General features: G+C 68.5%; 23 protein-coding genes and 1 pseudogene. 14 read left to right on the forward strand and 10 right to left on the reverse strand.

Features of this window, described 5'->3' with window-relative positions; all coding sequences use genetic code 11:
• From DS837_RS32840 to DS837_RS23695, 3 genes and pseudogenes are all read right to left on the reverse strand, one after another.
• Positions 1-127, reverse strand: a pseudogene (locus tag DS837_RS32840) (electron transfer flavoprotein subunit beta/FixA family protein); the annotation flags it as partial.
• 145 nt (positions 128-272) lie between these two features.
• Positions 273-842, reverse strand: coding sequence for a cob(I)yrinic acid a,c-diamide adenosyltransferase (locus DS837_RS23690; protein ID WP_149166984.1), 570 nt, complete (start codon positions 840-842; stop codon positions 273-275).
• A gap of 21 nt (positions 843-863) precedes the next feature.
• A complete protein-coding gene (locus DS837_RS23695) occupies positions 864-1,058 on the reverse strand; it encodes a twin transmembrane helix small protein (RefSeq protein ID WP_014197605.1) in 195 nt (64 codons plus the stop codon).
• 143 nt (positions 1,059-1,201) lie between these two features.
• Here DS837_RS23695 and DS837_RS23700 point away from each other — a divergent pair, with 143 nt between their 5' ends.
• The gene (locus DS837_RS23700) at positions 1,202-2,650 is read left to right on the forward strand and encodes a GH1 family beta-glucosidase (protein ID WP_149166985.1); all 1,449 of its coding nucleotides are present in this window, start codon (positions 1,202-1,204) and stop codon (positions 2,648-2,650) included.
• An 18-nt stretch (positions 2,651-2,668) separates the two neighbouring features.
• On the forward strand, positions 2,669-3,106 hold the full coding sequence (locus tag DS837_RS23705; RefSeq protein WP_149166986.1) for a hypothetical protein: 438 nt from the start codon (positions 2,669-2,671) through the stop codon (positions 3,104-3,106).
• A gap of 7 nt (positions 3,107-3,113) precedes the next feature.
• Here the strand turns inward: DS837_RS23705 and DS837_RS23710 are convergent, their stop codons facing one another.
• Complete coding sequence (locus DS837_RS23710) at positions 3,114-3,374, reverse strand: hypothetical protein (RefSeq protein ID WP_145627474.1); 261 nt, start codon at positions 3,372-3,374, stop codon at positions 3,114-3,116.
• A gap of 253 nt (positions 3,375-3,627) precedes the next feature.
• On the opposite strand from DS837_RS23710, the gene DS837_RS23715 reads away from it, so the two are divergent.
• Positions 3,628-4,545: a peptidoglycan-binding domain-containing protein gene (locus DS837_RS23715; protein WP_149166987.1), complete on the forward strand. Its 918-nt coding sequence runs from the start codon at positions 3,628-3,630 to the stop codon at positions 4,543-4,545.
• A 44-nt stretch (positions 4,546-4,589) separates the two neighbouring features.
• Here DS837_RS23715 and DS837_RS23720 read toward each other — a convergent pair whose 3' ends face one another.
• Positions 4,590-4,838 carry a DUF1178 family protein gene (locus DS837_RS23720; protein WP_149166988.1) on the reverse strand — a complete coding sequence of 83 codons (249 nt, stop codon included), beginning with the start codon at positions 4,836-4,838 and terminating at the stop codon, positions 4,590-4,592.
• A gap of 106 nt (positions 4,839-4,944) precedes the next feature.
• A complete protein-coding gene (locus DS837_RS23725; RefSeq protein ID WP_137141360.1) occupies positions 4,945-5,637 on the reverse strand; it encodes an endonuclease III domain-containing protein in 693 nt (230 codons plus the stop codon).
• 132 nt (positions 5,638-5,769) lie between these two features.
• On the opposite strand from DS837_RS23725, the gene DS837_RS23730 reads away from it, so the two are divergent.
• The gene (locus DS837_RS23730) at positions 5,770-6,123 is read left to right on the forward strand and encodes a carboxymuconolactone decarboxylase family protein (protein ID WP_149166989.1); all 354 of its coding nucleotides are present in this window, start codon (positions 5,770-5,772) and stop codon (positions 6,121-6,123) included.
• Between the two features lie 10 nt (positions 6,124-6,133).
• On the opposite strand, the gene DS837_RS23735 is transcribed toward DS837_RS23730, so the two are convergent.
• Entirely contained in the window at positions 6,134-7,540 is a 1,407-nt protein-coding gene (locus DS837_RS23735) for a tetratricopeptide repeat protein (protein ID WP_149166990.1), read from the reverse strand.
• Between the two features lie 147 nt (positions 7,541-7,687).
• Between DS837_RS23735 and DS837_RS23740 the strand changes: the two genes are divergently transcribed.
• Positions 7,688-8,929 carry an ABC transporter substrate-binding protein gene (locus DS837_RS23740; RefSeq protein ID WP_247890097.1) on the forward strand — a complete coding sequence of 414 codons (1,242 nt, stop codon included), beginning with the start codon at positions 7,688-7,690 and terminating at the stop codon, positions 8,927-8,929.
• 229 nt (positions 8,930-9,158) lie between these two features.
• Positions 9,159-9,956 (forward strand): ankyrin repeat domain-containing protein, encoded by a 798-nt coding sequence (locus tag DS837_RS23745; protein ID WP_149166992.1) that lies wholly within the window; start codon positions 9,159-9,161, stop codon positions 9,954-9,956.
• Positions 9,957-10,029: 73 nt separating this feature from the next.
• On the opposite strand, the gene DS837_RS23750 is transcribed toward DS837_RS23745, so the two are convergent.
• Complete coding sequence (locus tag DS837_RS23750) at positions 10,030-11,823, reverse strand: tetratricopeptide repeat protein (protein ID WP_149166993.1); 1,794 nt, start codon at positions 11,821-11,823, stop codon at positions 10,030-10,032.
• A 74-nt stretch (positions 11,824-11,897) separates the two neighbouring features.
• Here DS837_RS23750 and DS837_RS23755 point away from each other — a divergent pair, with 74 nt between their 5' ends.
• The 8 genes from DS837_RS23755 (at position 11,898) to DS837_RS23790 (ending at position 20,283) form a co-directional block, all read left to right on the forward strand.
• Positions 11,898-12,875 (forward strand): L,D-transpeptidase, encoded by a 978-nt coding sequence (locus tag DS837_RS23755; protein ID WP_149166994.1) that lies wholly within the window; start codon positions 11,898-11,900, stop codon positions 12,873-12,875.
• Between the two features lie 98 nt (positions 12,876-12,973).
• Entirely contained in the window at positions 12,974-13,843 is an 870-nt protein-coding gene (locus tag DS837_RS23760; protein ID WP_149166995.1) for a branched-chain amino acid ABC transporter permease, read from the forward strand.
• Positions 13,840-14,829 (forward strand): branched-chain amino acid ABC transporter permease, encoded by a 990-nt coding sequence (locus DS837_RS23765; protein ID WP_149166996.1) that lies wholly within the window; start codon positions 13,840-13,842, stop codon positions 14,827-14,829. The genes DS837_RS23760 and DS837_RS23765 overlap by 4 nt, the downstream gene beginning before the upstream one ends.
• Positions 14,829-15,554, forward strand: a complete 726-nt coding sequence (locus DS837_RS23770) for an ABC transporter ATP-binding protein (protein ID WP_149166997.1) — start codon at positions 14,829-14,831, stop codon at positions 15,552-15,554. Before DS837_RS23765 ends, DS837_RS23770 begins: the two co-directional genes overlap by 1 nt.
• A 151-nt stretch (positions 15,555-15,705) precedes the next feature.
• Positions 15,706-17,418, forward strand: coding sequence for a methyl-accepting chemotaxis protein (locus tag DS837_RS23775; RefSeq protein WP_149166998.1), 1,713 nt, complete (start codon positions 15,706-15,708; stop codon positions 17,416-17,418).
• A 120-nt stretch (positions 17,419-17,538) separates the two neighbouring features.
• Positions 17,539-18,660: an LPS export ABC transporter permease LptF gene (lptF, locus tag DS837_RS23780; RefSeq protein WP_149166999.1), complete on the forward strand. Its 1,122-nt coding sequence runs from the start codon at positions 17,539-17,541 to the stop codon at positions 18,658-18,660.
• A 16-nt stretch (positions 18,661-18,676) separates the two neighbouring features.
• Positions 18,677-19,705 (forward strand): glycosyltransferase family 9 protein, encoded by a 1,029-nt coding sequence (locus DS837_RS23785; RefSeq protein WP_149167000.1) that lies wholly within the window; start codon positions 18,677-18,679, stop codon positions 19,703-19,705.
• Between the two features lie 92 nt (positions 19,706-19,797).
• Positions 19,798-20,283: a flagellar biosynthesis regulator FlaF gene (locus tag DS837_RS23790; protein WP_149167001.1), complete on the forward strand. Its 486-nt coding sequence runs from the start codon at positions 19,798-19,800 to the stop codon at positions 20,281-20,283.
• A 103-nt stretch (positions 20,284-20,386) separates the two neighbouring features.
• Here DS837_RS23790 and DS837_RS23795 read toward each other — a convergent pair whose 3' ends face one another.
• Positions 20,387-22,453 (reverse strand): flagellin N-terminal helical domain-containing protein, encoded by a 2,067-nt coding sequence (locus DS837_RS23795; protein ID WP_149167002.1) that lies wholly within the window; start codon positions 22,451-22,453, stop codon positions 20,387-20,389.
• On the reverse strand, positions 22,450-23,856 hold the full coding sequence (gene flgK / locus DS837_RS23800; RefSeq protein WP_149167003.1) for a flagellar hook-associated protein FlgK: 1,407 nt from the start codon (positions 23,854-23,856) through the stop codon (positions 22,450-22,452). Before flgK ends, DS837_RS23795 begins: the two co-directional genes overlap by 4 nt.
• Positions 23,857-23,869: the final 13 nt, after the last annotated feature.

Below are 23,869 nucleotides of genomic sequence, written 5' to 3' on the forward strand. Positions count from 1 at the left end.
CGGCGATCTCGTCGAAGGGGTTCATGCTCATCTTCACGTTGGCGGTCTCAACGCCGGAACCGTCCGCCTTGACGCGGATCTTGACGTTGTAATCGACCACCCGCTTGACCGGGACGAGGACCTTCATATCCCACCCTTTTCTTGAATTATGCAGGCGCACCTTCGCCGCTGGCGCCGAATCGGGCAGCTTGTGACAGCGCTGCGACCATAGGAGTTGACGTTTTGGCTGTCAACGCCGCCTACGCCGCAGGCGCGAAGGAGGCGGAATTGCATCAACGGTTTGCGCCCGGAACCCAGAGCACGTCGGCCGCTCCGTTCGCGTTCAGTTTCCGGCTCAGCACGAACAGGTGGTCGGACAGGCGATTGGCGTATTTCACCGCCGCCGGGTTGACCGGTTCCACCTCCGCCAGTTCGGTCATCAGCCGCTCGGCGCGGCGCACCACGGTGCGGGCCAGATGCAGATGGGCCGCCGCCGGCGCGCCGCCGGGCAGGATGAAGGAGTTGAGCGGGGCGAGGTCGGCGTTCATCGCGTCGATCTCCGCCTCCAGCCGCTCCACCTGCGACTCCAGAATGCGCAGCGGCGGGTAGGCCGGGTCCTCCGCTTCCGGCGTGCAGAGGTCGGCGCCCAGGTCGAACAGGTCGTTCTGGATGCGCGACAGCATGGCGTCGGTTTCCGGCTGGTCCGCGGTGTGCAGGCGGACCAGCCCGATGACGGCGTTCGCCTCGTCCACCGTGCCGTAGGCGGTGACGCGCGGGTCGTGCTTGGGCACGCGGCGCCCATCGCCGAGCGAGGTCTGGCCGCGGTCCCCGCCGCGGGTGTAGATGCGGGTCAGCTTGACCATGATTCCTGTGGGTGTCCTCAATCAGCCGTGGGTCAGGATGGCGAGCAGGAACAGCACCAGCGCCACCCCCTGGAGCGCCACGCGCATCCGCATCGCCCGGTTCGATTTGCGCGAATCGCCCTGCCCGCCGCGCGCCATGAAAAACAGCCCGGAGAACAGCGACGCCACGACGAGGCCGAGCGCCACGATCAGCAGAAACATGACGAGTCCATTCATGGCGCCACAATACCTCACGGTCCAGGTTACGCCTACACCGGCCAAACCGGTTACACGGGCATTCCGATGCGAGGCGCCTGTTGCGCTGACGCCCGGTCTTCTTACATTGTCGCGGACGACCCGGACGGCGAGAGGAATTCGGTATGCGGCGGCGGAGTTTCCTGAAGGCGGCGGCGGCCACCGGGCTGGCGGCCTCGGCCGGGGCCTTTCTGACCACGCGCCGCGTCGCGGTGGCCCAGCCGTCGGAAGTGCTGGCCGCCTTCCCCGACCGGTTCGTCTGGGGCGCCTCGACCTCCTCCTACCAGATCGAGGGGGCGGTGACCGCGGGCGGGCGCGGCCCCAGCGTCTGGGACAGCTTCAGCCATTCCTTCGGCAAGGTGGCGAACGGCGACACCGGCGACGTCGCCTGCGATCATTACAACCGCTACGCCGAAGACGTGGACCTGATGGCGAAGGCGGGGATGAACGCCTATCGCTTCTCCGTCGCCTGGCCGCGCGTCCAGCCGACCGGCACCGGCCCGGCCAACGCCGAAGGGTTGGACTTCTACGACCGGCTGACCGACGCGCTGCTGGCCAAGGGCATCGCGCCCTGGCCCTGCCTGTACCATTGGGACCTGCCCCAAGCGCTTCAGGACCGCGGCGGCTGGACCAACCGGGACATCGCCGGCTGGTTCACCGACTACGCCCAACTCGTCGCCGCGCGGATCGGTGACCGCGCCAAGCACTGGACCATGCTGAACGAGCCGTCCGTCCACGCCATCTTCGGCCACGGGTTGGGCGGGCACGCGCCGGGATTGATCGGCAAGGGCAATTACTTCAAGGCGATCCACCACCAGAATCTCGCCCAGGGCATGGCGCTGAAGGCGCTGCGGGCGGCGGGCGGGACCAAGGGCTGGCAACTCGGCACCGTGTTGTCGCTCCAGCCGGTCTGGCCGGTCGGCGGGCTGGACGCCAATTACGCGGCCTCGCTGATGTGGGACGCGGTGTGGAACCGCGCCTGCCTCGACCCGCTGCTGCGCGGGGAGTATCCGGAACTGCTGCGCGACGGCTTCGCCCCGCTGGTCAAGGCCGGCGACCTGGAGGCGATCCGCCAGCCCATCGACTTCCTGGGCATCAACTACTACAGCCGGATGCACCAGCAGCCGGACCCGGCGGGCCTGTTCGGCACCGGCTACGGCTCCCCGCCGGAAGGCACGCCGACGACCGGGATGGGCTGGCCGGTAGAGCCCGACGGCATCGCCGAAATCCTGATCGAGCTGAAGCAGGAATACGGCAACCCGCCGGTCTATGTGATGGAGAATGGCGCCGCCTATCCCGAGCAGACCGGGCCGAAGGGCTTCGTCCAGGACAACGACCGCATCAGCTACCTGCGCCGCCACATGCTGGCCGGTCATCAGGCGCTGGAGGAGGGGGTCGACCTGCGCGGCTGGTTCGTGTGGAGCCTGCTGGACAATTTCGAGTGGGCCGAGGGCTACCAGCGCCGCTTCGGCCTGATCGAGGTGGACCGTCAGACCCTGGAGCGCCGTCCCAAGGCCAGTTACCATTGGTACGCCGATGTGATCCGGAGGAAGGGCGTTCCGACCTCGGTGTAAGAGGACGGGGCTGCGATCATGGCGCCTGTTGCCGCCGGCCAGCCGACGCGCTTCGCCATCCAGAAGGCGCGCGGCAAGGGCTGGAAGACGCTGGAGGTCGGGGAAGACCTCGACCACGCCCGCGCCCGCTTCAACCTGATGGTGCGGGTGAACCCGCGCGCCTATTTCCGCCTGATCCAGCTCGACCACAACGCCGGGGCCGGTGGCGACGGGATGGAGTTCAATTGGAAGCTCATCGAACTGCACGACCCGAACCAGGGGGGAGCGGCCGGGGCAGGCCGGCAAGCCGCTCCGGCGAGGACGGCGCCCCGTTCCGCCAAGGCCAGGACCGCGGCCAAGGGGCTGCGACGGCGGGAGAAGGTCCCGCTGCCCCTGAAATTCTACGCCGCGGTGGTGCTGGCCGGGGTGCTGATCGGCGGGGTGCTGTATCTGCGCCACGGCCTGCCAGGGCCGTGAAGACGGCTCAATCGTCCGCCGTGTAGCCCTTGCGCCGCATGCACAGGGCGAAGATTTCCTTGCGGTAGCGGAACTGCGGCGTCTCCGGCAACGGGCGGTAGGGATAGCCACGCAGGCGCATGGTGTTGTCCACCTGCTCGATGCACTCGTCGTAGGCGGCGGTCGCCGTGGTCTCCGTGGCCGTCCACTCCCGGTAGGCCGGGGTGCTGCCGCAGGCCGCCAGCAGCAGCGTTCCGCCCGCCAGGATCGCGTGTCTCAGAGTCGCCATGCCATGGCCTCCCGCAAAGCGCCCCATAAGGCGCCAGGATGGATCTATACCACGTTTTTGCGCGCGCATCGGTTAACGGATGGGGAATGAGCCGGTCCTTCCGGAGGCGCCAAGGGGGAGGGGGACCTGATGCCGCCGCAACGCAGGCGCACAAAAATCGCGCCCGGAAAACCGCCGCAATCTGGTAACACGATCGCGCATCCACGATAGTGGACGGGCGATGGTCGGTTGGTGTCTCGGACGGAGGATGGTCATGACGGGTGGTTCGCACCGCGCGCGCCGCGCGGTCGCGTTGGCTGTGGTGGTGCCGGTTCTGGCGGTGGGTCTGCTGACGGGCGCTCCGGTTCGGGCGCAATCGACGGCGGACATCCAATGGGCCCAGACCATCCTGAAGGACAAGGGCTACAACATCGGTGGGCGGGCCAACGGCCAGATGCACGCCGAGACGAAGGCTGCGCTCGGCAAGTATCAGGCCGCCCATGGACTGCCGGTGACCAACCAGCTCGACAAGGCGACCATCGCCAAGATGATGGGCGAGCGGGAGGGCAAGGCTCCCGCGACGGTCGGGAACCTCGCCCAGCAGAAGGTCGGCGGCGGCGGTCCCGGTCAGGCGCCGCGCGAGCCGCAGCGGGAGGTGGTGCCCCGCGCCGCCCCCACCCAGCGGATCGACAGCGGAACGGGCAGCGTCGGCGGCGGCGCGCAGTTCAGCGCCGGCCCGCCCGTGACCAGCAGCAGTTCCTCGTCGGGCGGAGCGTCCAGTGCCCCCGCGTCGTCGGCCCCCGCAACCTCCGCCACGGCGTCGTCACAGGGGCAGGGGCAGGGGCAGGGGCCGGTGCCGCAGGCGGCACCGCGGGCCAGCGTCACCGCGACCACCCCGTCCGGTCAGCCGGTGCCGGTGGTCGAGGCGGCGGCGGACAGCGGATCGATGCTGCCGGCCTGGGCCGCCAACGGTGCCCGCTACGGCGTGATGGGCTTGATCGGGGCGACGGTGCTCGGCATCGGCTTCGCGTGGTGGCGCAGCGGTCGGGCCAGCGCCACGCGGCCGGTGCCGCGCAACGACAGCCCGCGCGACCAGCGCCGCGAACCGAGCTTCGGCAGCGGTCGCCGAAGGGAGGAATTGACGACCGGCGCGCTGCCGCCGCTCAGCAGCGGCGGACGCGGCCGGCGGTAGGCTGCGGCCTTTTCAAGCCATCCCTGTTTCAGGCCATCCCTGTTTCAGGCCATCTGCGACATCGGGCACATGGCGTTGCCGCAGCCGGACGGGTTGCAGGCGGGCATCGGCGCCGGCGCCGGCGCCGGCTTGGACGCGCCGACGCGCGGCGCCATGATCGCCTTCGCCACCTCGGTCCCGCCGCAGGACGGGCAGGACAGCCCGTCGGCCTTGCGGGTGTCGTAATCGGCCATGTTCTTGAACCACTGCTCGAATTCGTGGCCGCAGGCGCAGCGCAGGGCGTACAGGATCATCGGCGGTCTTTCTTGGATCGTCCTTGGGCGGGGCTGTTGCCGGACAGAAGGACGGAATCCCGCGAAATGGCGCGATGATCTGCATCAAGGCCGGTGCCGCGCCAACTCATCGATGAGTCGTCACCCCCACCTGCCGGCACATGGACAGCATGGCGCAGGTGGAGCAGCGCGGGCGGTCGCCGGTGCAGATCCATTTGCCGAAGGGCACCAGCCGCTCGTTGATCTCCACCCAGTAATGGCGGGGCAACAGCTCCATCAGCGCGACCATGGTGCGCTCGGGCGTCGGGGCGGCGACGAACCCCCAGCGGTTGACGATCCGGTGCACATGCACGTCCACCGCCACGGCCGGAATGCCGAACCCGACCGCCAGGGTCAGCGCCGCGATCTTCGGGCCGACTCCATGGAAGGCCATCAGGGCGTCCGGCGTGTCGGGAACTTCGCCGCCATGCTCCGTGATGATGCGGCGGGACAGCGCCCGGATGTCGCGGGCCTTCGGCTCGGGAAAGGTCGCGCCGTCGAGCAGGCGGGTCAGCTCCTCCGGCGTCAGGGCGACCATCTGTTGCGGCGTGCGCGCCACCGCGAACAACCGCTCGCACACCACGATGGTCGTCTCGTCGCGCGTCCGCGCGGAGATCAGACTGCCGACCAATTGCTCGAAGGGACTGCCGTAGCCGCGGTCGCGCAGCGCGAACATGGCGGCCTTCGGGCGTCCGGCCACGGCCTGGCGCAGGCGCCGGAACGCCTCGTCGATGTCGAAGGGGTCCTTGTCGGCGAGTGGGGGCGCGGAGCGCAGAGGCATGATCGGTCGCTGGCGTGATGAAGGGAGCCACACCGAAACAGCGGGCAGGGCGGGGTTGCTCCCCATTCCCCTTTGCAACACAACGCTATTTCTGTACATTAGTAATATCTAAATTAGAAGGAGGCGCAAGCCATGGTGAAGGATTGGCCGCAGATGGCGAAGGACATGTCCGGCGCGGTGCGGGACCTGCGCGGCGGCGCCCCGGAGGTGATGAAGGGCTTCTCCGCCGTCGCCCGGGCGGCGCTGGAGGCCAAGGCGCTGGACACCAAGACGAAGGAGCTGATTGCGCTGGCCATCGGCGTGGCGACGCGCTGCGACGCTTGCGTCGCCTTCCACGCCCAGGCCGCCGTCCAGCAGGGCGCCAGCCGGGAGGAGGTGATGGAGACGCTGGGCATGGCGATCTACATGGGCGCCGGCCCGTCGGTGATGTACGCCGCCATGGCAATGGAGGCGTTCGACCAGTTCGCCACGGACAAAGCCGGCTGACCGGCTGCCGCTATCCGGCACTGGAGAACAGCGGGCGGCGCAGGCGGCCGGCGGCGATCTCGGCGCGCAGCGCGTTGGCGTCCATGGCCTGGATGCGCTCCAACTCCGCCTTGTTGGCGTCGATGAAGGGGTTCCGGTCGGTGGAGTTCTCGGGCCGCGCGTGCTCCAGATGATAGAGCGGCCCGGGCACCCGCTCGACCCGCAGGCCCAACCGGCGCAACCGCACCATGATCTCGTCGTCCTCATAGCCCCAGGAAACGAAGCGCTCGTTGTAGCCTCCGGCCGCCAGCAGTGCCGCCCGGTCGAAGAAGGCGCCACCGCCCGGCGAGTTCCGGTGCATCAGCGGGAAGCGCTGGCACACCGCGTTCAGCGGCGCCGCCGACAGCGTGTGGCCGAAGCGATGGACCTCCCGCCCGAGAATCCAGAAGAACAGCCCGTTGTAGGGAAAGGCCATGGCCGCCCCGCCGCGCACCGCGGCGCGGGCCAGAGCGTACTGGACGGGATCGACCACGACGTCGGTGTCGTGCAGGGCGACGATGGGAGTGTCCGCCGCCTCGACCATGCGGTTGAGCAGGTGGGCCTTGTGGGTGAAGGGCGTGTCGTTGCCGGTCAACTGAAGGTGCCGGCAGCGGGCGGCCAGTTCCGGCCCCAGCGCCTCGGCGATGTCGCTCGGCCCCGCCTTGTCCTCACCGATCAGGACCGTGGTGTCGGCGTGCTTGAGGAGGAAGGAGACGATCCAGCGCAGGTTGCGCTTGCGGTCCTCGCTGTCGGCGCGGAAGGGGACCAGGATGGTGACGTCGCGCAGGTCCAGCCGCCCGTCCGGTCCGGCCCCGTCGAGGATCGCCCGGCGGGCGCGGTAGGCCGCGGCCTGCGCCGCCAGCCGCTCCCGCGACCCTTCGTCACGCGGGTCGATGGCAAGGGCCATCTCGTAGAAGGACACGGCGGCGCCGGGGCGGCCAAGATCGGCCTCGATGTCGCCCTTCTGACGCCAGCCGGGGACGAAGTGCGGGTGACGGGCGAGCAGCGGGTCCAGAACCTCCAGCGCCTCCCCGATGCGGCCGATGGCCTGGAGGGCCTCGCTCAGGTGATACTCGGCGTCGGGAAAATCGGGGCGTAGCGTCAGAGCCCGGCGGTAGGCGGCGATCGCCTCCTCCGTCCGCAGGGAGACATGGAGCAGGGCGCCCAGGTTGAAGTGCGCGTCGGCGTCCCCGCCGTCCCGCTCCACCGAACGCGCGATCATCGCCAGCCCGCGCTCCCGGTCACCGCCCAGCGCGGCGAGCAGGCCCAGACGGTGCAGAGCCTCTGGATTGTCGGGATCGGCGTCCAGGATTCGCCCGTACAACTCCACCGCCTCGGCCCGCCGCCCGGCCTTCAGATGGTCGAGCGCGATGCCGAGCGCCTCCTCGATGGTCGCCATTCGGTGGGGTCCGTTTCGTCCGTGTGTCGCCTTCCGGTGGATTCCACTTTGACACAAAGGCAATTGCGGGGAAATCATCCGCTCCGGGACCATGCCTCAGGGAAACACCCGATAATGAACGATCACCGCATCAGCAAGAATGGGTCCATGGGAGGACTCACCCGCCGTCAGTTCGGCACCGCCGCGGCCTCGGTCGCCCTCTCGGCCGGTGCGCTGGCCGCCTTCGGCCGGGCGCCGGCCTTCGCGCAGGGCGCCGCGCTGAAGGTGGGCGTGCTGCTGCCCCGCTCCGGCCTGCTCGCCCAGGCGGGTCAGGCCTGCCAGCGCGGCGCCGAAATCGCGCCGGCCATCCTCGGCGACCTCGGCTACAAGGTCGAGATCCTGTCCGCCGACACCGAATCGAACGTCGACGTCGCCCGCTCGCGCGCCGAGAAGCTGATCAACGACGGCGCGAACGTCATCGTCGGCGCCTTCGACAGCGGCCAGACCGCCGCCGCCGCCCAGGTCTGCGAACAGCGCGGCATCCCGCTGGTGATGAACATCGCCGCCGCCGACCGTCTGACCGAGCAGGGCTACAAGACCGTCTTCCGCAACTTCCCGACCTCGACCATGCTGGTCACCAACGGTCTGGCGCTGATGAAGGATCTGTTCGCGGCCAGCGGCGTCACCCCGAAGACGGCGGTGTTCCTGCACGCCAACGACACCTTCGGCATGGCGAACAAGCAGGCGATGGACGCCCTGTTCCCGAAGCTGGACATGCCCTTCGGCATCGTCGACAGCATCTCCTACGACCCGAAGGCCCAGGACCTCGCGGTCGAGGTGGCCAAGGCCAAGGCGACGGGCGCCGAACTCGCCATCGTCACCACCCGCGCCAACGACGCCATCATGCTGGTGCGCGAGATGGTCAAGCAGCGCTGGGAGCCCAAGGGCATCGTCTCCCCCGGCTCGCCCGGCCTGTATGACGAGCAGTTCTACAAGGTGCTGGGCAAGTACGCCGACTACGCCATCACCAACCTGCCCTGGTACGACCCCAAGGCGGAGCTGACCAAGCGCGTCGAGGCGGCCTTCAAGAAGCAGTATCCGAACGACCGCTTCGAGGGCTACGCCTTCAACGTCGCCTTCACCCTGGAAGCGATCCTGGTCGCCGCCGACGCCTTCAAGCGCGCGGGCACCGCTGAGCCGGCCACCCTGCTGGAGGCGCTGCGCCAGACCAACCTGAAGGACAAGATGATGGTCGGCCCGGCCATCACCTTCGACGAGAAGGGGCAGAACACCCAGCTCGTCTCCGCCTGCCTGCAGAACCGCAATCTGCGCCCGACCGTGGTCCTACCCAAGGGCTCCGCGGAGATGGATCCGGTGTTCCCGATGCCGGGTTGGGGCAAGCGCACCTGAGCAAGCCCTTATACCAGCGGCTCTTGATCCTGACCTGTCAGGATCAAGAGCCTCGGCGGCCATCATCAATGACCGCTGGTATTGTGTTCCCCTCTTCCCCTGGGGAGAGGGTTGGGGCGATTGTCAGAACTCTGAACTTCTGATCACTTTGGCTGCGTTAGGCAATGCGCGGTCCGAGTAAGTTCTGTTCTTATAATTAACAAATTTACAACATCTTCAAGGGGACGCGATGAAATTCCTGGTAGCAGCCGTGCTGTCGGCGATTATCCTCAACAGTGCACCTGTGTATGCCGATGACTGGGATGACCTATACGGTGCTCTCAACTCTGCAATGTGGCAGAAGGACGACCGGAGCCTGATCGCTCTCCTTGAGCAAGGAGTCGATATCAACACCCAAAACAGTGACGGCTGGACTCTGCTGCACATCGCAGCCGAGCAAGGCAAGCCCGCCTTTGTGCGCCTGTTGCTTAACCGTGGGGCTGACCCTACGATCAAGACCAACTACGGCAAGACAGCATTCGACGTTACCAGTTCCGCTCAGATCAAGCGGATGCTGACCGAAACGATGGCTGTTGGCGGTGGCGGCGGATTGCCGGCATTCGATCCGGCGAAAGCCTGGACGGAAGCACGCTGGGCGATCGAGTACAACCAGCAGGATGAGTTGGCGCGGCTTCTTGACTCGGGGCTGGATATAAACGCCCGGAATAGCGATGGATGGACGCTGCTGATGGTTGCCGCTTGGAAAGGCAATCTGAAGAGCGTGCAATATCTGGCCGGGCGCGGCGCTGATCAACGAGCACGCAACAACAATGGAGAAACAGCCGCTCAGCTTACTTCCGACGCCAATGTGCGAGCGTTTCTAGGCGGTGCGAAGAAAGCTGGTCCCAAACCAGCACAAGATAACTATTGCACGCGGATGTATCACGAGGCGACGCGCCTGTGCGACACGGGTGGTGCTGGAAGTTACTGTCGCATCCGAGCGGCAAACGACGCCCAGGAGTGCGAGAAGACGGGACGCTGGCCCTAACCACCTTGGGGGTGAAGGGGAGTCCGCAAGGCGGGGGTGCCGGCGATGTGCCGACGCTCCCGCCTTTCTCCCCTTACGCCGTCTGGGCTTCCAGCCCGTAGGCCAGCAGCCGTTCCACCGACGCCCGGCGGTCTCCGGCCGCGGCGAAGCGGGCGCGGGCCTCGGCGGACTGCCGGTCGCGGAAGGCGGCGTCGCCGGCCAGGGCGGCGGCGCGCTCCAGATAGGCCGCGTCGTCGGCCACGGTGAAGGCCGGCCCGGCGACAGTCGCCACGTCGCCCGCCGCGAGCGTCACCACCGGGACACCGTCGGCCAGCGCGAAGGCCGCGCTGCCGCCGCCGCCCTGGCGGCGCGGGTTCAGGTAGGCGGTGGCGAGGCGGTGCAGCGTCCGCACATCGTCCACATCGCCCAGCGTGTGGACGCGGTCGGCGTTGCGCAGGGCGGCGATCCGCTGCGGCAGCGATTCCACGCCGCCGGCGACGGCGATGCGGGCCTCCGGCAGGCTGTCGAGCAGCGAGTCGACCAGCGCGAGGAAGTCCGGCCCTGCCTCCTGGTCCAGGCGATTGCCGACCACGAGGAAGAGCGGCCCGGCTTCGGGGATGCCGAAATCGGCCCGGCTGCGCTCCGGCCCGGCGGGCGGCAGGGTCCAGCCGAAGGAGAAGGGGCGGAAACGCTCCGCCATGTCCGCCGGCCAGCCCTGGGTGGTGTCGGCCTCGCCATAGCCCAGCACCAGCCGGGCCATCGACAGCGGCAGGCCGGAGGAGGTCGGCAGGCAGATCACCGGGCGCGCGCCGGAGAACAGGTCGGCCACCACGTTGGAGCCGCCGAAGGCGACGATGACGTCGGGGTCGAAGCCGTCCACGTAATCGACGATGGCGTTGACCTTCTCCTCGTCGAAGCGCTTCTGCGGGAAGGACATCATGCGGACCCGCGCGCCGAAGGCGGCGATGATCTGCTCCCCGTCGTACTCCTCGGTGATGTTGTAGGAATACTCGGGGACGAAGCCGTTCTCGCCGGTGATCGCCATGGCGTTGGGGTTGATGATGACCACCTCGCGCCCGAACTCGTCCTGCAGACGGCGGGCGAAGTCGAAGGCGTCCGCGGTGGGCTGGTGCCCGGCGCCGAGCATCTGGTTGGTGATCAGGGCGATCCGCTTGACCTCGTCGCGCGGCGTGGCGCGCTTCATGCGGCGGCGCAGGTGGTAGCGCAGCGCCGTCTCGTCCACCATCAGGCGGTAGTAATCGGTGAGGTTCCCGGTGTGGAAGGCGCCGGCATCGCCGCGCCGCGCCGCGCCCTGGAAGAGCTGCATCGCCATGCCCCAGAAGGCGTAATGGATCGACGGCACGGTGAAGCGCATCGGGTCTTCCAGGACGGCGTCCGTCAGAGCCTCGTAATGGGCGACGTCGCCGTCGAGCCAGAACAGCAGCGAATGGCGCCGCATCACGTCGCCCATGGCGTAGCCCGCATCGACCTCCTGGGCGGCGGCACGGCGGGTCTCGTCATCGTAGCGGCGGATCAGCCCGGCCAGCGCGCTCACGTTGCCCCAGCCTTCGCCCTCGTTGGTCAGTAGGGTCAGGGCGCGGGCGAAGCTCACCGCCGCGTCGCGGGGCTGGCCGGTGGCGTGCAGGGCGTGGCCGAGATTGGCGTGCAGCAGGGGTGAGGTCGGGTCGCCGGCCACCGCCTGTCCGATCAGGTCCACCGCTTCCGCCGGACGCCCGCCCTGCAGCCCGATGACGCCAAGCAGGTGCAGCGCATCCGGATGGCCAGGCGACGCCGCCAGCACCTCGCGGTACAGGCGTTCCGCTTCCGTGGTGCGGCCGGCGCGGTGGTGTTCGGTCGCAACGGCCAGCGTCTGTTCGATGGTGTCCATGGTCGGCGTTCCTGCTGCTTGGTCCCTGACGGCATGTTTACGCGCTTTTAGGGCGGATGCGCTGAACTTTTCCCATGCAGCGCACCGCGACATTCTTGTGGCATCTTGTCCCGACGGCAACCCTGGCGATTGCCCTCGCGCTTGTTTCGCCCGACACCCCACGCGCCCAGGACCGCGCCACCACCGCCGAAACCACCACCGAAATCCCTCTGGCACGGCGAATCGTCATCAGCCTGACGGAGCGCCGGCTCCATCTGCTGGAGGAGGGGCGTCCGCCGCGCTCCTTCCCCGTCGCCATCGGGCGGTCCGGCGTGGCGATTCCTCTGGGGGACAGCCGAGTCCTGCGCAAGCGGCGCAACCCGACTTGGCGCCCCACCGCCAACCAGCGCCGGGAAAACCCGGCACTGCCGGCGTCGGTGCCGCCGGGACCGTCCAACCCGCTGGGCAAATTCGCGCTCGACCTCGGCTGGACGGCCATCGCCATCCACGGCACCAACGAGCCGGATTCGGTGGGCCGCCGGGCCAGCGGCGGCTGCTTCCGCATGCTGCCCGCCGACATCGCCACCCTGTTCGAGATGGTGCCGGTCGGAACCCCCGTCCGAGTCGTCTCCGGGCCGGCCGTCGTCCCGGAACGGCAACCCGCCATTGCGGTCGCCGTTCCGGCGGCGCTTCCTGCTCCCGCCCCGCCCCCGACCCCGCCACCGTCCCCGCTTCCGAAGGTTGCGCCTCCGCCGCTCCCCATCGTGGCCGATCCGCGTTGCGCCACGGCCGGCGCACCGCTCCGCCGGATGATCTGCACGGTGCCGGACCTCGCCGCACTGGACGGGCGGGCGCGCGGGTTGCACCAGCGCCACCTCGCCACTCTGCCGGCGGAGCGCCGCGACGCCGCGGCCTACGCGCTGCTTCAGGAGGAGCGGCGCTTCGACGACCGCATCACCGCCCGCTGCTGGGTCCGCCGCGGCATGGAGGAGGATCCGGCGGTCGCCGCCGCCGCGCGGGCCTGCCTGAGCGATGCCCTGACCGTGCGACTGGAGGAGGCAAAGCGCCGCTGATCGCCGCCGGATCCGCACAGGAAACTTGTCACGACTACGAAGGACTGCTACGCCGCTCAGGCTTGGCCATCCGGGGCTCTCCCAAGGGCGAATCGTGCATGCCGTTTGACTATTACCTGAACATCGCCGCATCGGGCCTGCTGACCGGACTGGTCTACGGGCTCGCGGCGCTCGGCCTGTCGGTCATCTTCGGCGTCGTGCGCGTGGTCAACTTCGCGCATGGCGAGATGATGGTCGCCGGCATGTACGGCGCCGTGCTGCTGGCCAGCCTGCTCGGGCTCGATCCGATCCTGGCGGCGCCCGTCGTGGCGGCGGTTCTGTTCGCCTTCGGCTGGCTGCTCCAGCGCGGGCTGGTCAACCGCTTCGTGGAGCGGCCGGAGCACATGCAGTTCATCCTGCTGCTGGGCATCGCGACGATCATCCTGAACGCCATGCTGATGCTGTTCGGGCCGGATTCGCGCAACGTCATGGTGCCCTACAGCTTCGACACGGTGGAGATCGGACCGCTGCTGCTCGACGCGGTGCGGCTGCGCGCCGGGGCTGGGGCGATCGTGGTGACGGTGGCGCTGTTCGCCTTCTTCCGCTTCAGCCGCACCGGCAAGGCCATCCGCGCCTGCGCCGACAACCCGCTGGGCGCCCGCGTCGTCGGGCTGAACATCGACGGGCTCTATGCGCTGACCTTCGGCATCGGCGCCGGGGTGGTGGGCATCGCCGGGGCGTTGATGACGCTGCTGGTCGACTCCCGCCCGCAGTTGGCGCCGGAATACACGCTGCTGAGCTTCATCATCGTCATCGTCGGCGGGCTGGGCAGCCTGCCGGGCGCCCTGCTGGGCGGCATGCTGATCGGCTTTTCGGAGGCGATGGCCGGCTTCCTGCTGGATCCCTCGCTCAAATCCCTCTTCAGCTATGGTGTGCTGATCGTGGTGTTGCTGCTGCGCCCGCAGGGCCTGCTGGGGAAACGGTCGTGACGGGGCGCGGGATCGTCCTTCTGGCGCTGTGCGGCGCGCTGCTGCTGGCCGCGCCGATGATCGCCGACCGCTACGTCCTGTCGGTGCTGACCACGGTGCTGTGGTTCGCCTATGTCGGGCAGGCGTGGAACGTGATGATGGGCTTCTCCGGCCTGCTGTCGCTGGGCCACGCGCTCTATGTCGGGCTGGGGGCCTACGCCAGCGCGGCGCTGTTCGTGCATTTCGGGATCGGTCCCTGGGCGGGGATGTGGGTGGCGATGCTGGCGGCGACGGCGGCGGGTTGCTTCATCGGATTCCTGGGCTTCCGCTTCGGCGTGCGCGGCGTGCATTTCGCGCTGCTGACCATCGCCTTCGCCGAGGTCGCGCGCATCGGCTTCGACCATCTGCAATGGTTCGGCGGCTCGGGCGGCTTCTTCATCCCGGTGGCGGGCGATGCCGGCAACGACCTGCTGAACCTGCGCGGCTCGCCGGAGCTGTTCTACTACGTGATCCTGGCGCTGGTGCTGGTGGCGCTGGTCCTCTCGCGGGTGCTGCTGCACAGCCGCCTCGGCTACCAGTGGCTGGCCGTGCGCGAGGAGCCGGAGGCCGCGGAGGCGGTGGGCGTCGACCTGTTCCGCGCGCGCATCGCCGCGGTGGCCGTGTCCTCCGCCCTGACGGCGCTGGGCGGCGTGTTCCAGGCCTTCTACTTCAACAACCTGTTCCCCGAGCAGGTCTTCTCCATGGGCCGCTCCATCGAGATCATCCTGCCGGCCATCGTCGGCGGTATCGGCACGCTGATCGGGCCGATCCTCGGCGCCTTCATCCTGACTCCGCTGGGCGAGTTGCTGACCTTCCTGATCGAGGCGACCGGCTTCGACCTGCCGGGCCTGAAGCAGCTGTTCTACGGGGTGGCGCTGGTGGTGATCGTCGTCTACCGCCCGGACGGGGTGTGGCCGTGGCTGGCCGACCGGCTGGGGCTCGTCCGCCGCCCCGGGGAGGACGCGTGATGGCGGGGCTTCTTGAGGTCGAGGGCCTGTCCAAGCGGTTCCGCGGGCTGAAGGCCGTCTCCAACGTCGGCTTCTCCGTGCCGGAGGGCCGGATCGTCGCGCTGATCGGCCCGAACGGCGCCGGCAAGACGACCACCTTCAACCTGATCGCCGGGGTCTTCCCGCCCGACGAGGGGCGGGTGCATCTGAAGGGCGCGCCGATCACCGGGCTGAAGCCCAACCACATCTGCACGGCGGGCATCGGCCGGACCTTCCAGATCGTCAAACCCTTCGGGCAGCTGTCGGTCGAGGAGAACGTGATCGTCGGCGCGCTGGCCCGCGAACGGTCGGTGGCGACGGCGCGCGACCATGCCCGGACGGTGCTGGACCGGCTGGGGCTGGCCGACCAGGCCACCCGCCCGGCGCGCAGCCTGACCCTGCCGGACCGCAAGCGGCTGGAGGTCGCCCGCGCGCTCGCCACCCGGCCGATCCTGCTGCTGCTGGACGAGGTGCTGGCCGGCCTGCGCCCGACCGAGGTCGACCGCATGGTCGAGGTGCTGCGCGACCTGAACCGGCGCGAGGGCATGACGATCCTGATGATCGAGCATGTGATGCGCGCCGTGATGGCCCTGTCCGACCGGGTGGTCGTGCTGGACCACGGGGAGAAGATCGCCGACGGCCTGCCTGCGGAGGTTGTGGCCAACCCCAAGGTGATCGAATCGTACCTCGGCGCCGAGGATCTTTGACCAACCGTTCGCAATGGGCGGCATCGACACCGGAAACACTCCATTAATGTTTGTTGGTCCATCATTCGTTCCGCCCTCGGGATAGCGGCCGGAACCGCAACGCCCGGTCGAAAAAGAAGTGTCCGAAAAGGGTGCTGCACGGGAGGAACGAATGAAGGCACTCGGGAATCTGCGGATCGGCCAGCGGCTGACCGTCGGCTTCGCGGCGGTGATCGCGGTGCTGGTGGTGACGGTCGGCACCGGCCTGCTCCTGACCGACAGTGGGAAGACGCTGAGCCGCCTGGTGGCCGATGTCCGCATGCCGACGGCGCTGGCCGGGCAGGGCATCGTCGCGGCGGTCACCGCCACCAACGCGGCCATGCAGGGCTACCTGCTGACCAACCGCGAAGACCTGAAGCAGGAGCGCAACGTCGCCTGGGACCGCATCGACGCCCTGCGCCAGGAGCTGGACGGGCTGTCGCCGCGCTGGACCGACCCGCAGGTGCGGGCCATCTGGGATGCGGTGAAGCCGCTGCTCGACCATCTGCGCCGCGATCAGGATATGGCCGAATCGCTGGGCACCATCGGCGACCAGATGGGCGCGCTGAACTCCCTGAACGACGACGCGATCCCACGCGCCAACCAGGTGATGAGCCTGCTGGTCGGCGACGCCCGGTCGAACGATGCCAGCGGCCTGATCCCGCGCCAGCGCGCTCTTCTGCAAGCCGACACGGCGGGGATGATCCAGGGCGCCGACCGTCTGGTGATGGTGCAGGCGGTTCTGCTGACCCTGGGCTTGCTGATCGCGGCGGCGGCGGTCCTGCTGACCTCGCGCTCCATCGTGCGGCCGCTGGGCGCCATGACGGAGGCGATGCGCCGGCTGGCCGACGGCGACTCCGCGACCGATGTGCCGGCCACCGGGCGGGGCGACGAGATCGGGCAGATGGCCAAGGCCGTGCTGGTCTTCAAGGACAACATGATCGCCGCGCGGCAGGCCGCGGAGCGCGAGAACGCGGAGCAGGACCTCCGCACCCGCCGCGCCCGCGCCATCGAGGAGCTGACCGGCCGCTTCGACCGCGAGGCGGCGGCCGTGCTCGGCTCCGTCTCCGCCGCCGCGGTGCAGATGAAGGCGACGGCCAGCCAGCTCGCCGCAACGGCGGAGCAGACCTCCCGCCAGTCGGTGACCGTGGCCGGTGCGTCGGAGCAGGCCAGCGCCAATGTGCAGACCGTCGCCACCGCGACCGAGGAACTGGCCGCCTCGGTGCAGGAGATCGGGCGGCAGGTCGCCAGCAGCACCGCCATCGCCGACGAGGCGGTGCACAAGGCCGAACGCGCCGACCAGGCGATGCGCAGCCTCGCCACCGCCTCGGCGGAGATCGTCGCGGTGATCGACCTGATCACCCAGGTGGCCTCCCAGACCCGGCTGCTGGCGCTGAACGCCACCATCGAGGCGGCTCGGGCCGGCGAGATGGGCAAGGGCTTTGCCGTCGTGGCGGCGGAGGTGAAGGCGCTGGCCGACCAGACCACCCGCGCCACCGACGAGATCGCCGCGAAGATCGTGTCCGTCCGCAGCGAGACCGAGGGGGCGGTGGCCTCGATCGGCGACGTGATGGGCACCATCGGGCGAATCAGCGAGGTCGCCTCGACCATCGCCGCGGCGGTGGAGCAGCAGCAGGCGGCGACGCGGGAGATCGCCCGCAACATCCAGCAGGCGGCGGTCGGTACGCACGACGTGACGTCCAACATCGCCGACGTGAACCGGGCGGCCAGCGAGACCGGAAGCGCCGCCCGCAACGTGCTGGAGGCCGCCGGATCGCTGTCCGATCAGGCGGACGGGCTGCGCAGCAAGGTGGAGGTGTTCCTGTCGGCGGTGCGCACGGCCTGACGGTGCGGGGGCGCCTCGCCGAGCAAAAGTTCGACGCGCCGGGTCGGTTTCCAGATCAGCACTTGACCCGGACGCCCGAGCCCGTCAGCTTCTCGCCGGGCTTCCCCGTGACGCAAGCACATGAACCGACTGCAACGCTATCTCTTCCGCAATCTTCTGATCGCCCTTCTCTATTCCACGGCCGGCCTGACCTTGACGATCTGGCTGAGCCAGTCCTTGCGGCTGATCGAGATGGTGGTGGAGGCCGGGGCGCCGATGCGGGTGTTCCTGTGGCTGCTCGTCCTCACGGTGCCGACCTTCCTCGGCATCGTGCTGCCGCTGGCGCTGGTCGGGGCGGTGCTGTTCACCTACAATCGATTGGCGGCCGACAGCGAGCTGGTGGTCATGCGCGCCGCCGGCGTCGGCCCCTTCGCGTTGGCCGCTCCGGCGATGCTGCTGGCCTTCGGCGTGACGGTGGTCGTCTATGTGCTGAACCTGTGGCTGACGCCCGCCGCCCATCAGGAGCTGGTGCGCATGGAATACGCCGTGCGCAGCGACTATTCGCAGCTGTTCCTGCGCGAGGGCGTGTTCAACGAGGTGGGCGACCGCTTCAGCGTCTTCGTGGGCGAGCGCGACAGCGAGGCCAACCTGCACAACGTGATCATCCATGACGGGCGCATCCCGGAGAAGCCGGTCACCATCATCGGCGAGCGGGCGGTGATGCTGACCGGTGCGGAGGGCGCGCGCTTCGTGGTTTACAACGGCAATCGGCAGGAACTGGACCGCAAGACCAGCCGGCTGTCCCAACTCTTCTTCGAGCGTTATGCGGTGGATCTGAAGGTGCTGAGCAGCGCCAGCGGCGAACGCTATCCGGACGCGCGCGAACGCTCCACCGACGAACTGCTGCACCCGCCGCCCCAGATGGCGGGGGACCCGAAGATGATGCGGGATCTGCTGGCGGAGTTGCATCACCGCCTGTCCTCGCCGCTGCTGGCGCTGGCCTACACCATGGTGGCGCTGGCCTGCCTGCTGTCGGGCGAGTTCAACCGGCGCGGCCAGTCGGTGCGGGTGACCACCGCGGTGCTGGTGGTGATGGCCATCCAGTCGGCCGTCCTCGGCCTGTCCAGCTTCGCCGCCAAGGTGAGCATGCTGGTGCCGTTGATGTATGTGCTGCCGGTGGCGGCGCTGGCGCCGGCGGCCTGGATTCTGTCGCGCAACCTCCGGCCGCGCGTGCCGCCCGGCGGCAAAGCGGCGACGGGCTGAGGGGGCGGGCCGACTTTTGCGCATCCTGTACATCACCTCCAATCGTCTCGGCGACGCGGTCCTCTCAACCGGCCTGCTGGCCCATCTGACGGCATTGCACCCGGACGCCGCGCTGACCATCGCCTGCGGCCCGCTTCCGGCCCCGCTGTTCCGCTCCGTGCCGAGGTTGGAGCGACTGATTCCCATGCCGAAGCGGGCCTGGGCGCGGCATTGGTTCGACCTGTGGCGGGCCTGCGCCGGCACGCGTTGGGATCTGGTGGTGGACTTGCGCAACTCCGCGGTCGGCCGTCTCGTCCTGGCGAAGCGCCGTTTCTTCCACGCCCGCGCCCCGCATCTCCACAAGGTGGAGGAGATCGGGCGGGTGTTGGGCCTGTCCCCGCCGCCATCCCCCCGCCTGTGGATCGACGCGGCGGCCGAGGCCGAGGCCGACCGGTTGCTGCCCGGCGGCGCGGAGCCGTTTCTGGCGATCGGCCCGACCGCGAACTGGACCGGCAAGGAATGGCCGGCGGACCGCTTCGCCGAGCTTGCAACGCGGCTGACCGGTCCCGGTGGCCGGCTGTCCGGCCGTCGCGTCGCCGTGCTGGCCGCCGGGCCGGAGCGCGAGCGCGCCCGGCCGGTCCTGGAGGCGCTGGGGGGGCGGGCCATCGACCTGACCGGGCGCACCGATCCGATGGCCGCAGCGGCCTGCGTGCGCCGGGCGGCGCTCTACATCGGCAACGATTCGGGGCTGATGCACATCGCCGCCGCCGCCGGCACGCCGACCGTCGGGCTGTTCGGGCCGGGCTTCCCGGAGACATACGGCCCCTGGGGTGTGGCGGCGCGCACCGTCATCAGCCGGATTCCGCGGTCCGAGTTGCTGGCCCGTCAGAAGGCCGATCCGCAGGCCACCGGCCTGATGGACGGTATTTCCGTGGAGGCGGTCGAACAGGCGGCGGGTGAATTGCTCGGGCCAGCGACGCCGGGCTCCACAATGCCGGCTCCTCTAATGCCGGACTGCCGCGAAGTCGTGACAAATCCTTGCAAATCACCGGAGACAGGTCCCTAAAGTTGACAAGGATTGAAGGATCGCTGACAATCCTTTTGGTCCGGACCTGATTCAGCATTGCTCTGTCCGGCGGCCTGTCCCGAGGGTTTGGAATGAAGCCGACACCGACATACGCGAACAAGCCGACTTCCGACAATCCCCGTGATGTCGAGGCCTGGGCTTTGGCGGAGGCGTCGCGACGCCTGATCGATGCCGGGCGCAGCCCCGTGAACGAGGAGGCGCTCTGCGCCGCCCTGCAATTGAACCAGCGCCTGTGGACGATCTTCCAGGCCGCGATGACCGAAGAGGATTGCGGCCACCCGCCGGAGGTGCGGACCAACATCGCCGCCCTGTCGCTGCTGGTCGACCGCGAGACGGTTGCCCGGCTGGTCGACCTGGACGTGTCGAAGCTGGAGACGCTGATCAGCATCAACCGTTCGGTGGCCAGCGGCCTGACCGCCCGTCCCGACGCGCCCGTCCAGGGCCAACCGGCGCCGGCTCCGCAGGCGGCGCGTCCCGCGATGGCCCCGCAGATGGCCCCGCCGGTTTCCGCTCCGGACGGACAGCCGCCGCGCCAGTCGCTGCGAATCTCGATCTGAGGCCCGAGCGCTTCAAAAGAAAAACCGGCGCCCTTCGGGGCGCCGGTTTTTTGTTTGGCGGTCGTTGCCTCCCCTCGTCGAAGGGGAGGCAACCATCGCCGCTTCAGGCGATGTAGTTCAGCAGCGACAGCTTCTGGCGCTGGCCGGCGACCGTGTAGGCGGCCTCCAGCGCGTTCATGGAGGTGCGCAGGCGGGCCGCCACCTCGGTTTCGTCGATGCCTTCGATGCCGGCGATGCGCTCGACCACCGTGGCCGAGGCGGTGTTGTGGGCGGTCTTCTTCTCCTCCAGCGTTGCGAGGTCGGACGCCACTTTGGAATGGACCGACCGCACCTCGTCCTTGGCCTGGGCCATCAATTCCCGCGACTTGGTGATGTACTCCTCGTACTTGCCGGGATTGGACGCCGCGACGTGGGCCATGCGGAAGGCGGAGATCAGCTTCTGAAAGGCGCGGTCGTCGCTGGTGACGCCGTAGGTGAGCGTCTGGCCGTCGTCGATGGTGACGGCGGCCTTGTCCCACGCCTTGCTGTTCTTCCGGTTCGACATGTACTCCGAATCGTAGAAGGGCAGGTCCGGCGGGTCCACGTAGGGCACATCGGTCAGGGCGTCGGCCTGCGAGGGCAGTGTGGCGACCGAGATCGTGTTATCGATCTGGCCGTTGACCGCCCGCACCGAGGTGGTGAACTGCTGCACGCGCGACGGATGGTTCGGGTCCATCGTGGTGTCGCTGGTCAACTGGATGGTCGATCCGTTGCCGGCGGCGTCGATGGTCACCGGCGGGACCGGACTGGTCTTCGCGAACTCGCCGCGCAGCATGTCGGCCACCTTCGACACGTCGGTGACGCCGTTGTTGTAGTCCTTCTCCGTGACCGTGTAGCGGACCGTGTATTTCTGATAGGGCGGCAGGTCCTCCGGCTCGTCCGGATGTTCCGAATAGTATTTCCGGTTGAAGGGGTCGTCCGGGTCGCCGACGGTGACGTTGATTTCGTAGGTGTCGCCGATGTCGACCCCGTCGCCGGTCAGCGCGAAGCTGTCGATCTGCTTCAGCCCGGTGCCGGCGGGCGCCGGCAGGGTGGCCTGCTGGGTGGTCGTGGGCGCCGTCATCGAGTTGTCGATGCTCATCGAGTTCTGGACGCGGGCCTTCACGTCGAACGTCTGGCTCGGGTCCTCGCTGATCAGCGAAATGACGCCGTTGGCCGCGGAGGCGATGATCGGCAGCTTCGGGTTGGCCGACTGGATCAGGCTGTTGAGCGTGCTGGCGACGAAGGTGACGGTCTTCGGATCCCCCGGCTGGACCTGATAGCCGAAGGGCTTGCCGTCGATCGACACCTCGAAGTAGTCGTCGGCGTTGACCATCGACCCGTTCAGCGTCACGCGGCTGGACTGCGGCTGGGCCAGCAGGTCGCCCACCGGCTCCGTGCCGTAGCGCGAACCGGCGAACAAATAGCGGTCGCCGAACTGCTCGTTCAGAAGCTGCTGGATGTCGCGCAGCGCGCCTTCGACCCGGTCGCGCATGTCGTTGGCCTGCGGCCAGCTCACCGTAAAATTGCTGCTCGACGCCGCGGTGAGCTGGTCGAAGCTGAGATTCAGCACCGCGCCTTCGCCGGGCCCGCCATCGATCTTGAAATTGTAGCCGCCGCCGTCGCTGGGGGGGACCGTTTTCAGATTGATGGTGCGGGTGGTCTTGCCGCCCAGCCCGTCGGTCACCGTCACATCGAACGAGCCGTTGACGCCATCCTTCGAGGGGATGGAGGTCACGGTGTAGCGGGCGTTCTGGGTGAAGGTGGACTTGTCGCCGTTGACCGTCAGCTTCAGCGCGTCGGGATTGCTGTTGAAGGTCGAGGTGACGCTGGCCGGACCCGGCTGGAACGGCATCAGGTTGCTGCTCTGCCAATCCGTGGCCAGCTTTTCCAGGCTGTTCAGCACCGTGTCGGTCGCCTTGACGCGCGGCGACGCGGTGTTGATGTTCTGGACATAGGCCTCGCGCTGGGTCAGCTCCGCGCGCAGAGCCAGCAGCTTCTGCGTCTCGGCCCCGTAGGCGTTCAGGTCGGTGGACTTCTTGCCGGTGGTCAACTGCTCCGAGAGCGTGTCCACCCGGTTCTGGCCGTTCGTCAGATTGCGGACCAAGCCGAGATACTTGGCATAGCTGCTGACTTGAGTGATGGAGCTCATCGGACGATCGCCTCCAGCGCGTCAAACATCGTGTTGGCCACTTGCATGACCCGTGCCGACGCGGCGTAGGAGGTCTGAAGCTGCTGCAGATTCGCGATTTCCTCGTCGATGTTGACGCCGGTCGTCGCGTGATAGCGCTCCTCCAGGATCTGGCGGGAATCCTTGTCCAGCGAGCCTTTGTCCATCGCGGTCTTGGCAGCGGACATCCAGCCGCCGGTGATGTTGCTGGTGATGGAGCTGAAGGACGCGCCCTCCAGCTTCAGCCCGTCGGCCTGGAAGGTCCGGCCGGTGGCGCTGAGCGCGGTGACCACGTCCTTGACGGCCGCGCTCTTCAGTTTCTTCGTGTTGTTCAGCAGGTTTTCGTTCACGTGGATGGTGAAGCGGTCGTTGCCCATGAAGAACTGCGTGCCTTCCTCGCCCGGCACCGTCTTCGCCTGGTCGTAGGCGTCGCGGAAGCTGGTGGGCTCGCCCGGCTTGGTCGAACCGGTGAACATCTGCGCGTAGGCGTCGAGCTGCGAGCGCAGCTTGCGGATCACCTCGTTGGTCGGGTCGGCGCTGGCCGGCTGCGGCGGATTGGCGGTGGAGCCGTCGGCGCGCAGGTTCATCAGCGCGGCGACCTTGCCTTCCTTCAGGTGCTGGTTGACGTTGGTGACTTGATTGCCCACCGTCAGGTTGATATTGCCGCCCTCGTAGGAAAGATTTGCCGCTTGGCTGTCGACCAGCGCCAGCCCCGTGGGGGTGAAGACGGCGACGCGGCCGTCCGGGCGGGGAACCGTGCGCACGCCGACATAGGTGCTCAGCTCGCGGATCAGCCCGTCGCGCTTGTCGGCCACCTCGTTGCCGGCGGAGCCGTAGCCCTGCAGCGAGACGATGTTGTTGTTGATGCTCTCGATTTCCTTCAGCAGCCGGTTCACCTCGCCGACCGACTGGCCGAGGTCGTCCTGGATCTCGCGGTCCATGTCCTCCACGCCCTGGGACACGCGGTTGATCTCGCGCGCGAAGGTGTCGGCGGCCTGGACGAGCTGGTACTGCGCGACCTCGCTTTCCGGCGAGGTTTCCACCGCCTTCCAGGCGGTCTGGAAGGCTTCGGCGTATTCGTTGAGCTGCGGCTTGCCGCTGGTCGTGCGCAGCAGGTCGCCCAACTGCTGCATGTAGGAGGATTTGGTGGCCGAGGAGCCCTCGCGCGCGGTCAGGTCCTGCACCTGGCTGAGCAGGGCGGAATCGACCTCGCGGCGGTACTGGGAGGTGAGGACGAACCCGTTGGAATCCAGCACGTTCGACACGGTGTGCCGGGTGCGGGTGGGATCGTCGGCGCGGGCGACGTTGTCCGAGACCAGCTTCACCTGGGCCTGGACCGCACGGAGGCCGGCCGTCGCGCTGCCGAGGGCGCCAAAGAGGGACATGGCCGTTGGACCT

The sequence above is a fragment of the Azospirillum brasilense genome (genome assembly GCF_008365405.1).
Classification (GTDB): Bacteria; Pseudomonadota; Alphaproteobacteria; order Azospirillales; family Azospirillaceae; genus Azospirillum; species Azospirillum brasilense_D.